General features: G+C 45.4%; 14 protein-coding genes. 9 read left to right on the top strand and 5 right to left on the bottom strand.

Features of this window, described 5'->3' with window-relative positions; genetic code table 11:
* Positions 1 to 339: 339 nt before the first annotated feature.
* Both RLO19_RS21200 and RLO19_RS21195 read right to left on the bottom strand, forming a co-directional pair.
* Positions 340 to 1,437, bottom strand: a complete 1,098-nt coding sequence (locus RLO19_RS21200; protein ID WP_446359410.1) for a calcium-binding protein — start codon at positions 1,435 to 1,437, stop codon at positions 340 to 342.
* A gap of 780 nt (positions 1,438 to 2,217) precedes the next feature.
* Positions 2,218 to 2,631, bottom strand: a complete 414-nt coding sequence (locus RLO19_RS21195; RefSeq protein ID WP_446359409.1) for a Spy/CpxP family protein refolding chaperone — start codon at positions 2,629 to 2,631, stop codon at positions 2,218 to 2,220.
* A gap of 398 nt (positions 2,632 to 3,029) precedes the next feature.
* On the opposite strand from RLO19_RS21195, the gene RLO19_RS21190 reads away from it, so the two are divergent.
* A complete protein-coding gene (locus RLO19_RS21190) occupies positions 3,030 to 4,211 on the top strand; it encodes a sensor histidine kinase (RefSeq protein ID WP_446359408.1) in 1,182 nt (393 codons plus the stop codon).
* 39 nt (positions 4,212 to 4,250) lie between these two features.
* On the opposite strand, the gene RLO19_RS21185 is transcribed toward RLO19_RS21190, so the two are convergent.
* The gene (locus tag RLO19_RS21185) at positions 4,251 to 4,379 is read right to left on the bottom strand and encodes a hypothetical protein (protein ID WP_446359407.1); all 129 of its coding nucleotides are present in this window, start codon (positions 4,377 to 4,379) and stop codon (positions 4,251 to 4,253) included.
* 34 nt (positions 4,380 to 4,413) lie between these two features.
* On the opposite strand from RLO19_RS21185, the gene RLO19_RS21180 reads away from it, so the two are divergent.
* A complete protein-coding gene (locus tag RLO19_RS21180) occupies positions 4,414 to 5,052 on the top strand; it encodes a response regulator (RefSeq protein WP_446359414.1) in 639 nt (212 codons plus the stop codon).
* On the opposite strand, the gene RLO19_RS21175 is transcribed toward RLO19_RS21180, so the two are convergent.
* A complete protein-coding gene (locus RLO19_RS21175; RefSeq protein WP_446338578.1) occupies positions 5,038 to 5,502 on the bottom strand; it encodes a hypothetical protein in 465 nt (154 codons plus the stop codon). The two genes, RLO19_RS21180 and RLO19_RS21175, sit on opposite strands and share 15 nt — an antisense overlap.
* A gap of 256 nt (positions 5,503 to 5,758) precedes the next feature.
* On the opposite strand from RLO19_RS21175, the gene RLO19_RS21170 reads away from it, so the two are divergent.
* Both RLO19_RS21170 and RLO19_RS21165 read left to right on the top strand, forming a co-directional pair.
* Entirely contained in the window at positions 5,759 to 6,133 is a 375-nt protein-coding gene (locus RLO19_RS21170) for a DUF1257 domain-containing protein (RefSeq protein WP_446359406.1), read from the top strand.
* Positions 6,134 to 6,327: 194 nt separating this feature from the next.
* Positions 6,328 to 6,930 carry a hypothetical protein gene (locus RLO19_RS21165; RefSeq protein WP_446359405.1) on the top strand — a complete coding sequence of 201 codons (603 nt, stop codon included), beginning with the start codon at positions 6,328 to 6,330 and terminating at the stop codon, positions 6,928 to 6,930.
* A gap of 85 nt (positions 6,931 to 7,015) precedes the next feature.
* On the opposite strand, the gene RLO19_RS21160 is transcribed toward RLO19_RS21165, so the two are convergent.
* Positions 7,016 to 8,092 carry a LamG domain-containing protein gene (locus RLO19_RS21160; protein ID WP_446359404.1) on the bottom strand — a complete coding sequence of 359 codons (1,077 nt, stop codon included), beginning with the start codon at positions 8,090 to 8,092 and terminating at the stop codon, positions 7,016 to 7,018.
* Positions 8,093 to 8,124: 32 nt separating this feature from the next.
* Between RLO19_RS21160 and RLO19_RS21155 the strand changes: the two genes are divergently transcribed.
* The 5 genes from RLO19_RS21155 (at position 8,125) to recJ (ending at position 12,776) form a co-directional block, all read left to right on the top strand.
* Positions 8,125 to 8,301: a hypothetical protein gene (locus RLO19_RS21155; protein WP_446359403.1), complete on the top strand. Its 177-nt coding sequence runs from the start codon at positions 8,125 to 8,127 to the stop codon at positions 8,299 to 8,301.
* Positions 8,302 to 8,371: 70 nt separating this feature from the next.
* On the top strand, positions 8,372 to 9,268 hold the full coding sequence (locus RLO19_RS21150) for a hypothetical protein (RefSeq protein WP_446359402.1): 897 nt from the start codon (positions 8,372 to 8,374) through the stop codon (positions 9,266 to 9,268).
* A 51-nt stretch (positions 9,269 to 9,319) separates the two neighbouring features.
* On the top strand, positions 9,320 to 9,799 hold the full coding sequence (locus RLO19_RS21145; RefSeq protein WP_446359401.1) for a DoxX family protein: 480 nt from the start codon (positions 9,320 to 9,322) through the stop codon (positions 9,797 to 9,799).
* Between the two features lie 102 nt (positions 9,800 to 9,901).
* Positions 9,902 to 10,486: an NADPH-dependent FMN reductase gene (locus RLO19_RS21140; RefSeq protein ID WP_446359400.1), complete on the top strand. Its 585-nt coding sequence runs from the start codon at positions 9,902 to 9,904 to the stop codon at positions 10,484 to 10,486.
* 331 nt (positions 10,487 to 10,817) lie between these two features.
* Positions 10,818 to 12,776 (top strand): single-stranded-DNA-specific exonuclease RecJ, encoded by a 1,959-nt coding sequence (gene recJ / locus RLO19_RS21135; protein ID WP_446359399.1) that lies wholly within the window; start codon positions 10,818 to 10,820, stop codon positions 12,774 to 12,776.
* Positions 12,777 to 12,906 lie beyond the last annotated feature (130 nt).

The raw sequence follows: 12,906 nt of genomic DNA, 5'->3' as shown, positions 1-12,906 counted from the left end.
TCGGCGGAACCCAAACCGCAAAGGTTTGAAACGCCCAGCCCTGAATCGACAGGGTGTTAGGAGATAACACGATGCCCTAGATGGCGAATATCGTGTGCCTGGGAACCCGTTTACCGGGATATATGGAACGAAATTTCCATACAATATCCCTTCTTCTAGGAGGGAGAGCGTCAATTAGAGGTCTGCGACTTGAAGAAGTCGGGGATTGGGTCAAAAGGTCAGGCGTCTGGTCGAAACCATTACGGGGACAAAAAATGGGGAGACACTTGGCATCTCCCGCTTGGTTCGACTAGACGAATATGCTCCCCTATTGAAAGACTAATACATCAGACGATATATCTAGGCGGCGACAAAGATGTTGTTCATGTTATTGGCAAAGGTGCTAGCTGACTGCCAACTAACGGTAGCTAACAGGTTGCCGCCTTGGTATATTTCCGCACCATTCGCGCCATCGGCGAAACTCAGATTACTAATATCATTGACGGCTAAAGTAGTCTGACCTAACTGGAAGTTCCTAATGATATCGTATCCAGTGTCGTTGGCATCAAGGACAACGGTTTCACCACCGCCGAGCCAGATTTCGTCGATACCATTACCCCCGTTAATCAAATCATCGCCACCGTTACTGTAAATCAAATCATTACCATCGCCACCGAGAATCTCGTCGGCTTGGGCGCCGCCGTAAATGGTGTCAGCACCACCGCCACCGAGGAGGTAGTCTTGACCACCGTTACCGTAGAGAACGTCATTACCTGCGCCACCATCTAGATAATCTGCATCAGAGCTACCATAGAGACCATCATTGCCGCCGCCACCGAGGATTTCATCGCCGCCGCCGTTACCGAAAAGCAGGTCATCACCAGCACCACCATCGAGATAATCACTCAGAGAACCACCGGCGATGGTGTCATTCCCTGCATTACCTTCGAGATAATCATGACCACCGTTACCGTTGATTTGGTCATTTCCTGCTAGTCCGGCGATGACATCGTTTGCTTGAGTTCCGTTGAGTTGTTCACTCGCGTTTGTGCCAAGTTGAGTATAGTCAAAGTCTAAGTCGAGGTTGAGATTGACGGAACCTTGGCTAGCACCAAAACCATCAACAGCTATATTGTAGGTTTGTCCCGCTTCAACTGTGAAGCTTACTTGGCTTTGTAAGCCCCAGAAGTCATCATTATAAACAACTGTATTTAAGCTATCAACTGCCGAGCCTGTGTGAATACCTAGTGCCGTGTCAAAGTTACTACCAACTGTGTTAATCGTGACCACACCGTCAGCAGGAGCTCTCCAATTCCACCAAACAGAAGTATCTGGAACACTACCGTGGTAGGGTTCACCACTTTCCCCTGTAGCTCCAATGTTAGTTCCTGTCGTACTAAAATCAGAACCAACTAAACGAATGCTGTCAGCAAATTTGTCATTGATAGGACTAGACATTTATTTTTCCTCTGTGAATTAATTACGATTTTGGGGCAATGTTGTTCTGGACAATTTCCAGCTTTCCGGCATTGATGAAGCCTTGCTGTGCTGGTATCCGATGGTTCAGCGCCGCCTCGTGCCTGGGAGTTTTTGCTTCGGTGTAGTTTCCAAAAAATTACAGAAACGACTGTGCTTTTTTGTTCGTTTTGCTACTTTTCTCTGACCACAACTTAACTATAACCGTATTTTTTCGATGATCAATAAAGTTAAAATGAACTTTGTATAAATGTTTTGTAAAGTTGAAATCATTATAAAAACACAAAAAATACTTCATCATGGAGAGATGAAATATCTACCTAAAATTTGGCATTAAACCCTATAGAAATAGAACATTCTTTTCTCTGATTTGCTGACAATTAACGCGAAGGGTTCACACCTGTGGTTAACCCTGTATAGTCAGCTAATGTTTAATATTTTGTTACAATATTGACAGTTTTAGGGGGGATGAGTTGGCATTATTATATAGAATGCTTGGTTCAAAACGTTAGGCTTCTCTACACATCAGTTTTATCAGTCAATGGCGTTCAATGGGGGAAAAATCCGGATAGTTTGCTAACTCTTCAAGGTTGTCAGGCAATCTTTACAGAAGTTTCATTTAATCAATCTTTTGGATAGTTGACAATTAAGATTAATTATGAGAATAGGCTGAGACAAGTGCCATGTTGAGAAAGGGCGCATGTCACTGACAAAGGGCGCAGGCGACCTGCGCCCCTACGGGGATTTCGGGTTACTTTTTATCTATTGGGCTTGATTTGGGCGTCCCATTCCTCTTTGACCCCGACGATTTTCCCGCATTTGACGCATTTGTTCCCGTTGTTCCTCGGTTAGGACATTCTGCATCAACTCCCGTGCGGATTGGTGAATCTCCCGCATTTGGTTTCGTTGTGCTTCAGTTAGATTTAGCGCCCGCATTCCTTCCCGGTGTCGCTGGCGTTGTCCCTGCAATTCTTGGAACTGTTGTCGTTGTTCGGGGGTGAGAATTTGTTCGATTTGCGAGTGTTTGTTATCCCGGATGCGTTCTAACTGCGCTTGTTGTTCGGTTGTTAGGTTGAGTTCCTCCGCGAATTTGGGTTGGGAAAATGCTGCCATGGGTGCAGCCGCGAGGGTAATTGCAGCGATGGTGGCGAATAGAGGAAAGATTTTGATGTTCATGATGTTAAGGTTGTCAACGATTTGGTTTTTGATGTCTTTATCCTAGAAACTGTAGGGGTTAAACGACTTGAGGCAAACGTCCTGATTTGAGGTAGGACTTTAGTCCTAGAAGGGCGGAGGTGATGGTTTTTTATCAAAAATTATTCCTAATGACATCACCTGAATGGGCGAAGCATTTGGGTAGAACATTTTGGACAAGTATCATAAGATGGCTGCCCAAATGCTTCGCCCCTACAAATGACGAATGACGAATGACGAATGACGAATGAACAATGAACAATGAACCATGAACAATGAACCATGAACCATGAACCATGAACCATGAACCATGAACCATGACCAATGAACAATGAACCATGAACAATGAACCATGACCAATGAACCATGACCAATGAACCATGACCAAACATCCAATTCCCTTCCTTTTATATCTAGAATGGATTCTGCTGGGAATCATTGCTATCGTTGAATTCCTGCGGTTTCCCTTTCCCCACCTCCCTCGCTTCCCTTTCCTAAATCTGCTGGGTTTAGCCGTCTTTGGTTTGATGGGGTTGAGATTACCGACCCAGAAATCGGTTAAGGTGATTTACACCGGAGTGGAAATCGGCTTAATTCTCCTCGTTTCCCTGGTGGGTAAACTTCGCATGTTACCCTTGATGTTAATTATTTTAGTTATCCGAAACTGTTTTATTTTTGAACGACAAAGCCGCTTAATTATTACCGGATTCGCTTTTGTATTATTCCTAATGCGGGAAGTTGACCGATTTCAGTCTCGCAGTCTTCGCCCTCGCCCTCCCTTTCGCCCCCCACATTTTGCGGTGCCAGAACGTTGGCTATTTATCCTCTTAAGTTCTATAGTAGTGTTTGGATTAGTCTTAGTCTTCTTACAGTTGTTAGTCGATGCTTTATTAGCCGAACGGCGCAGTCGGGAAGAATTGGCACAGGCAAATGCTCAACTGCGGCGCTATGCGGTGCGGATTGAAGATATTGCCACCTTACAGGAACGGAATCGCATTGCTAGGGAAATCCATGATTCCTTGGGACATTCCCTGATTACGTTTAACCTGCACTTAGAAGCCGCCTTACGACTCTTAGAGTCGAATCCCGCAGAAGCCAAAGACTTTTTAATCGAAGTCAAACAAGTCGCCGCTACTGCGCTTCAAGACGTGCGTCAATCCGTGGCAACCCTGCGGTCTAACCCGTTACAAGGGCAATCTCTAGAGGATGCGATCGCGTCTTTAATTCAAGAATTCCACAAGTCTACAGGTATCTTACCCGATTGTCAAATCAAGTTGTCCCATCCGGTGACGCCCGATGTGAAAATGGCGAGTTATCGGATTATCCAAGAATCTCTCACCAATATCTATAAACATGCCAAAGCCACGGAGGTGAGTATCCGGATTTGGACAGATTCCCGGTTCCATCTGATGATTCAGGATAATGGCAGAGGATTTGATTTGACGCACAATACCACAGGATTTGGTCTGCAAGGGATGCGCGAACGTACCCAGGAATTAGGGGGTCATCTCACCATTAACACATCACCAGGACAAGGGTGTCAAGTTATAGTTGAGTGGTGATTCGTCATTTGTCATTCGTCATTCGTCATTCGTCATTCGTCATTGGGGATTAATGGTTGGGGATTGGGCGAAGCATTCGCGTTGAAATGTTGGTATAAAACCGATAGATTTGGGCGCGAATGCGAGAGCCCCTACGAATGCATCTCCCCTATCTCCCAGACGTGCCATGGCACGTCTCTACACTGCTTCCTCATTTCCTGAAATGATTAAAATCTTACTGGTTGATGACCAAAATTTAGTCCGACGCGGATTAAAAGCCTTATTACAATTTGAAGATGATTTAGAGGTTATCGCCGAAGCGGATAATGGAGAAACGGCGATCGCACAACTGGAAACCCTACAACCTGATATTATTCTCATGGATGTGCGTATGCCCGTTATGGATGGTGTCGCTGCTACTCGGCAAATCTGTCAACGGTTTCCCCACATCAAGATATTAGTCTTAACCACATTTGACGATGATGAGTACGTTACCCAAGCTTTGCATTATGGCGCCTCTGGCTATTTACTCAAAGATACACCCCCTGACGAATTAGCCCAAGGGATTCGGGCGGTGCATAAGGGGTATACTCAATTAGGACCAGGAATTGGTCAAAAGATTCGGACGCAAATCCCTGCTTCTGTCTCCAATTCCTCAACCGCCTGGGATGAACTCACCCCCAGAGAACAGGAAATCTTAAGCTTAATCGCCACGGGTGCGAATAACCGAGAAATTGCCCAAACTCTGTATATTTCTCAGAAGACGGTGAAGAACCATATTACCCATATTTTAAGCCGATTGAACCTACGCGATCGCACCCAAGCCGCTATATGGGCAAACTCCCACTCAATCCACCGCTAAGAGTTCCACTGATTCGGCAAAAATCACAGGTTGATTTTCGTATTCGGCTTTAATCGTTTCTTTAAAATCTAAATCCCAGGTTAAATTGTAATCTTTCTCTATCTCTGTACTGACAAACTTACGCACCACCCCGGTGACTCTCACCCAATTTTGCTTTTTAATCGGGACATCGGGATTCGCGTTCACCACTAAAACGTCATTCCCCCCCAACAGTCCTTCTTGTTCTAGCTTAAATGTATCTGAACCGAGAACCTTCTTCACTTCCCCATCCACACTGACAATCTCACCGACAACCTCACTCGTATCCTCCGTCACATCGCCTAAGGTAGAACCATGACCAATCGTTGTCCCCTCTGGCTGCAAAGCCGCCTCATCTTCAGAGAAAATACTACAAGCGGGCAAAAGTACCATCACCAAACCCAAACCCAAACCCATCATCCGAAGTCTCATGGAGAACCCTCCTAATTGCGGTTATGCTTTAGACTAAATAAAATAGATGTGCGATCGCGTCTGGCTAGAGTCTCACTCCCACATCCTTCCCTAGAGATAAATTTCCCCAACTACTCATTGCCTTAACTCCAATGACACACTCCTTTGGGTTCGTAGTTGCGCTGTCTTCGTCATAAACGCTCGAATCGATTACTACAAACGCTGAACTCACTAACATTGCCTTAACTTCATTTATCATTAACCATCCTCGAAAACTATGTCTCACTTCACCACCATCAATATTCAGATAAAAAACGGTGAGATTCTGCATCAAACTTTGCAGGAGTTGGGGTATCAAGTCGAATGCAATACCTCAGTACGCGGCTATCACGGAAATACCACAGAAGCAGAATATGTGATTCGCCAGTCTAATGGCTACGATTTAGGCTTTCGCCAGCATGGAGAGGCGTATGAACTCGTAGCCGATTTTTGGGGGGCGAGCATTAATCAAACAGAATTCGTCAATTCCGTCAATCAAAAGTACGCCCATAAAATGTTACTGCATTCTGTGCAAGAACAAGGATTTTCTGTCGAAGCAGAAGACGTGTTAGAAGATGGTACAGTGCGGGTAGTTGTGGGACGCTGGCAATAAAAAAGTCCCCCATTTCTTGTGGTCAAGGCGGGTTGAGTCATTTGGTTGATGTCCGGTAATGTATTAACAAAACCCGCCCTCAGTAACGGGTGTTACATACGCCTAAATTGAAGTTTGTAGTAGGGAATCTTTGCTTGAGATTTTGTTGGGTTTCCTACGTCAACCCAACCCACAGGTTTTTATCTTTGATGCCAATGTCATATAGTGACTTTACCTTAGCCAAGGTCAAAAAAAACTTTGACTTAATTACTGTAGAAAAAATGAATACGTTCAGTCATGTTACTGAGTTTGAACCCAGCCCATTACTGACAGAAACTTTGCGTTATAATATTCCATTGGCTTTAGCCAGCAATAGTGAAAAAGCTCGGTCTGAAATGATTATTGCTCCAATTTTAATCGACATTAGAAGACAGTTACAAGAGCAGATCAACTTATTTTCGGGAATTGAATTTGATATTGATAAAGAGTGCGGCTTGAATGGAGTTTGCGATTTTCTGATCAGCCAGTCTCCGGAACAGTTATTTGTCAATGCGCCAGTGATTACGCTGGTAGAAGCAAAGAAGGAAAATCTTATCGGTGGATTGGGGCAGTGTGTAGCGGAAATGGTAGCAGCTCAGATATTCAATGACCGCGAGGGAAATGGGATATCAGAAATTTATGGTGCAGTCACGTCAGGAACCAATTGGAAGTTTTTGCGCCTTAAAGGAAAGGTTATCGAAATTGATTTGGATGAGTATTATCTGAATGATATTAAGAAAATTTTAGGGATTTTGGCAAATGCTGTTCGAGAACGTTAATGATTATATTGTATGATCTCCGGCTGGGTAATTGGGTCTATCATAATCATAGTTACGTCTCTAGATTGATTAAAGCGCATACTTATTACTTATGAATAAATCCCGATCGCGTTCCCTTAACCCCAACCTTTTGATAAATTGCTTGAATTTCAGGTGCGGCTAGCGATCGATTAAACAGTTGTACATCACTCATCCTACCCTGAAAGAATCCCGGTACACCTGGATGATCCGAACGTCGTCCCAATCGCAGAGGCTTAAAATTATTCAGCGAACCCTGTCGTCCCTTTGGGTTAAATCGATTCCCCAACTCAATCCCATCTACATACCATCGTCCCCCATCGGTCCCATCTCGGTCAACAGTTACTACCAGATAATGCCAGCGATCATCGGCAATTAAGCACTGACTATGATAATTTGTCCAAGCTGACTCAATGCCATCAGCTAATTGTAAACCCAACCGACCTTGATGCAGATATAAACAATATCCTTGCACCGAGCCAGAAGTTTCCACACGCTTATCTAAAATCACCTCAAGTCCGCGACTACGAGTCTTAACTCCCACACCAATGGAGAAATCTCCAACGCCAAAATTCAAAGCTGCTCCATGGGGAATTTCCACATAATCATCCCCATCAAATTGCAACGCACTCCCTAATCCTTGAGGTAGAACATATTCGACAAAGTGATAAGACTCTGGATTCACCTCATCCGGATGTCCTGCACCTCCTAATCCTGGCATACGACCTGGAACAATCGTCACTGGCGTCGCGCCCTTAATCGTACCATCATTTCCTCCCACAGTATCCGCCGCGATGTCCCCTTCTGTTTCATTTAACCGCCACCACGCAATCCGATTAGCAGGGACATAATGTTGAATGGCTTGTTTAACCCACGGTTGTGTCTTATCCCACAGGAGTAAATAGGCGGCTTGTCGCACCCGTGGCGATTCATCTTGCAAAAAAGCTTGAAGCACTAAATTTAACCCAGCATCCCCATAGGCGGTAGCTTCGGTAATGGCTGTCAAACGTTGATCCACTACAGGAGAGGTTAAACGCATCCTTACCCCAGCGATACCACCCAATACCACGCCCTGAGTCGGGGGTGGATTTTGACCGCCGAGAACCATATCATCATTTCTTGGTCGGTGAGAATCTTTTACCATCGCCGCTTATTCCCTTATCCTCTTTAATTATCATGCCATTCTTCTCAGGGAGCGATCGCGTCCTAAGTTTATGGAGTAACCATGGGGAGATCAAGGGGGGTGGGGTTACCCTGAATTCCGGTAACCCCATGGGTGAGGGGGAGGCATACATCTTAGCGCGAATTCTGGTTCCGTGGCAATGGCTGATCAATAAGGGTGTCGAGGCTTGAGTTTAGTCGCATTTGGGCAGGCAAGAGAGGATAATCGTAAAACCCATGCTTACGTTTGGAAAAACTTACCATGCATCAGCCTATCCGCATCCTCTTACAAACAACTTTATTATCGACAGAGGAAGACGATTGGACAATCGCCCGTTTTTCCCGATTACGAAACTATCTTACCACTCTCACAGATGCAGCCGGAAACCCGGTGTGTCAAGTAACGACGAGGGATAGGGAACCCAACGCTAATGGGGATGATCCAGTGCTGAGTACCCTCGATCGAGATAAGTTTGATCAACTCTGGCTATTTGCCCTTGATGTTGGCGATGGGTTAAGTACCAACGACTGTGCTGGGATTAGCCATTTTCATCAACAAGGCGGTGGGATTTTGGCGACTCGTGATCACCAGGATATGGGGGTGTCGATGTGTCCCCTTAAATCGATTGGCATCTTTCATTATTTCCATACCAAACAACCAGATCCCGATCCATCCCGTTGTTGCCCAGATGATGTAGAAACCCAATCGATTTTGTGGCCCAATTACCATTCAGGTCGAAATGGAGACTATCAAACCATTACCCCAATTGTACCCGTTCACAACCTATTAAAAAATCCCGAATCAGCGACGGGTGTGATTACCTTTTTTCCCGCCCATCCTCATGAAGGCGGAATCGGTATACCCGATGACGCTGATCATGCACAAGTTATTGCCACAAGTAAAAGCAAAATAACCGGGCGTGAATTTAATCTCGTGATCGCCGTCGAGAGAACTCGCGATCGCGAAGGCAATCTTCTCGGACGAGTTGTGGCTCAATCAACATTCCATCATCTCGTTGACTACAACTGGGATATTGCCACAGGATGTCCTAGCTTTGTGGATGAACCCCCTGGGAATGGGATGAAGCAAAACCCGCAGGCTTTATCAGATATTCAGGCTTATGTCAAGAATGTCGCCTTATGGTTAGCTCCAGCTTAGTTCGTAGTTGCGCTGTCTTCGCCGTACAAACAACTCTAAACCATCAATAAAATGCCAAATCAACCAACACTCTGGTTCCGTCGTCGAGATATTGTCATCGCCTATACATTCTTGCGAATCGTTTTAGGCATAAACTTCTTTAACCATGGCTTTACCCGCCTCGGTAATATTCCCGGCTTTGCCCAGTCGATGGTGGATCTATTTCAAGATACATTTATTCCCGAACCCTTAGTCAGAGCGCCAGCTTTACTTGTGCCAATTGTGGAATTTATAGTCGGATTTCTGGTGACACTGGGATTAGCGACTCAAGCGGCTTTAGTCACCGGGTTTGGCTTAATGGTTGTGCTGATGTATGGGGTGACATTACTCCAAAACTGGGATACAGCGACGAGTCAGTTAGTATATTGCCTGGTGTTTTTTATCTTAGTCGCTGGCAATAGTTTCAATGACGTCTCCATTGATGCATGGTGGCGACGGCGGAAGACGCGATCGCAACATCTTGATGCCTCACAAACCAATCAGCCCTTCTAAATTGGCTAACTTCAGTAAAACGATTGACAAGACGCCATTTTATGCCTAAACTATCGAGTCAGATTAACTCAATATTGGCGGCTAAAAGGATTAAAATCAATTATGACAAACGCACCTAAAATTCTAGCATTTGCAGGTAGCAGCAGGGAAACCTCCTGGAACAAAAAATTAGTACAAATTGCGGTTGCGGGAGCAAAAGAAGCCGGTGCCCAAGTCACCTATCTAGACTTTCGCGATTTACCGATGCCCCTGTATGACCAAGATGCGGAAGAAAAAGAAGGCATTCCCGAAACTGTCCTCAAATTCAAGCAACTGATGAAAGCCCATCAAGGCTTACTCATCGCCTCACCGGAATACAACAGTTCTATCTCACCCTTACTCAAAAATGCCATTGATTGGGCATCTCGTCCAGAACCAGGTGGACCCTCTCTCGCCCTCTCCTGTTTTCGGGATAAAGTGGCTGTCTTGATGAGTACCTCACCCGGAGGAATAGGTGGGTTACGGGGTTTGGTGCATGTTCGTGCCATTCTCGGTAATATTGGCGTGTTAGTTTTGCCGGATCAGAAAGCGATTCCTAATGCTTATCAGGCATTTGATCAAAATGGAAACTTGATTGATGAGACGCAACAAGCGGCGGTGAAACAATTGGGTAGTAAATTAGCCACAGTATTGGCAAAATTAGCTTAATCAGGAAAATCATTCAGATTTGATCTTTGGTATAGATACCAAAGGAAAAAAAGGGGCGGGTTTAGTCAAGTTATCAGTTTGTGCGATAACGTTATCAGTAAAACCCGCCCCGACACCTCGGCTTTCCACCAATGCAAGCCTTGCACGCCTATAGACGCCCTCATCTGTGTTTCTTCCCGATTAGGCAGAACAGGTATCAGATGTTTGACAAATGACCAAGGACGAATGACAAAGGACAAATCTGCTGTAAACTATCCCTAGCCCCAATGTAATTGCTCAAGTTAGCGTGTTCAGCCAATCCAGTTCTGACCTATCCCCTTCCCCAAAAACTTTGCCCAATCAGCGATGGCAATTCGACCCAGCTTACCCGGAAAAAGCTAACCAACTCGCCCAAGGGACAGGATTGTCACCCCTGCTGGGTCAAGTGTTGATTAACCGAGGATTCGACACCGTAGACCAAGCCATGGTCTATTTATATCCAGAATCCCAGGTTATGCCCAGTCCGATTGATGAATTTCCTGACTTGGCGATTAGTGTGGATATGCTCAAAGATGCGATCGCAGAACATGAGAAAATAGCTATCTGTGGTGACTATGATGCCGATGGGATGACCAGTACCGCCTTGTTACTGCGGGCATTACGCTGGTTAGGGGCGGATGTGGAGTATGCGATTCCCAGCCGGATGAAAGACGGGTACGGGATCAATACTAGCATCGTGGAAGAATTCGCTAATAAAGGCGTAAAGCTAATTCTCACCGTGGATAATGGTATTTCTGCCCATGAGGCGATCGCACTGGCTGTAGAACGGGGTCTGACTGTTATTATTACTGATCATCACGACCTTCCCCCCGAACTCCCCAACGCCGATGCAATCCTCAACCCGAAACAGTTACCAGAATCCTCCCCTTATCGCAGTTTAGCTGGAGTCGGTGTCGCTTATATACTAGCCGTTACCCTCGCCCAAGAACTTGGTCAATTACAGGGACTCACTAGCCAACTCCTAGAACTGTTTACCCTCGGTACCATTGCTGATCTCGCCCCCTTAACTGGAATTAACCGCCGTTGGTTAAAACGAGGATTGCAACGCTTACCCAAATCTCAACTGGCGGGAATTCAGGCTTTAATCCAAAACTCAGGCGTCAGTGAAGATCAAATCGCCCTGAAACCCGAAGATATTGGCTTTAAACTCGGACCTAGAATTAACGCCGTGGGGCGCTTAGCTGATCCGCAAATCGTGATTGAACTCCTCACCACCAGCGATGGGGAAATTGCCAAAGAAAGGGCGATGCAATGTGAAGAAATTAACAAAGAACGCCAGCACCTGTGTGAGAAAATCGAGAAAGACGCGATCGCACTGATTGAACAAGAGGGCTTAAACTGGCAACAGCAGCGCGTTCTCGTCCTCGTTCAACCGGGTTGGCATCATGGTGTGATTGGCATTGTGGCGTCGCGCCTGGTGGAACGGTATGGTGTCCCGGTATTTATTGGCACCTATGAAGACGAAAATCAAGAACAGATTCGCGGTTCCGCACGAGGAATTCCCGAATTTCATGTCTTTGACGCCCTGCAATTTTGCCGTGATTTATTAGGAAAATTTGGCGGACACAAAGCAGCGGGAGGCTTCTCGTTACCGACTGCAAATTTAACAGCGTTTCAAACTCAACTCAGTCGCTTTGCCCATCAATGCTTAGAACCCGAACATCTAAAACCCTTAGTTTCCATTGACGTTGAGGCAAATTTTAATCAAATTACTCATAATCTGTACCAGCAAATTGACCGACTGCACCCCTGTGGAATTGACAACTCCGACCCCATTTTCTGGACACCCAATGTGAAGGTTGTGGAACAAAAAATTGTGGGCAATGGGCATGTAAAGCTTACCCTGTCTACGGTTGACAGTACCAAAAAACTGAATGCGATCGCGTGGCGTTGGGGTGAATATTTCCCTCTACCCTCGAATATAGATATTGCCTATAAACTCAAAGATAATGCCTGGAATGGAAATGTGACAATTGAATTAGAGTTAGTCGGCATTCGGGTGAGTGAATCAGCCCCATCATCGATAAAAAAAGCCGAATTTTATCACAATGAACGCCGTTATACCTGTAGCTTGTGGGAATCATTAAACGAATTACGAATTAAAAATGATCAAGGCAAAGTTCTGGTAATTCAAAAAGGACAGCGTACCGGACTTTTAGGGTTCAATCGGGACGAAGCTAAACAGGTGGATGTTACCCAAACTCACTATTATCAGTTAATCAAAGCCGCGACTCGTGCTTTAAACTTGTGATTTGTCATTGGTCATTTGTCCTTTGTCATTGGTCATTTGTCCTTTGTCATTCGTCATTTGTCATTTAGTCGGGGCGGGTTTAGTTAGAGAAAGGGTGCAAAAGAAACGATAGTTGTCAAACCCGCCCCTA

The organism is Coleofasciculus sp. G2-EDA-02 (assembly GCF_040226375.1).
Taxonomy (GTDB): Bacteria; Cyanobacteriota; Cyanobacteriia; order Cyanobacteriales; family Coleofasciculaceae; genus Coleofasciculus.
The sequence above is the reverse complement of the archived record's forward strand: the minus strand, read 5'-3'. Positions and strand labels throughout refer to the sequence as shown.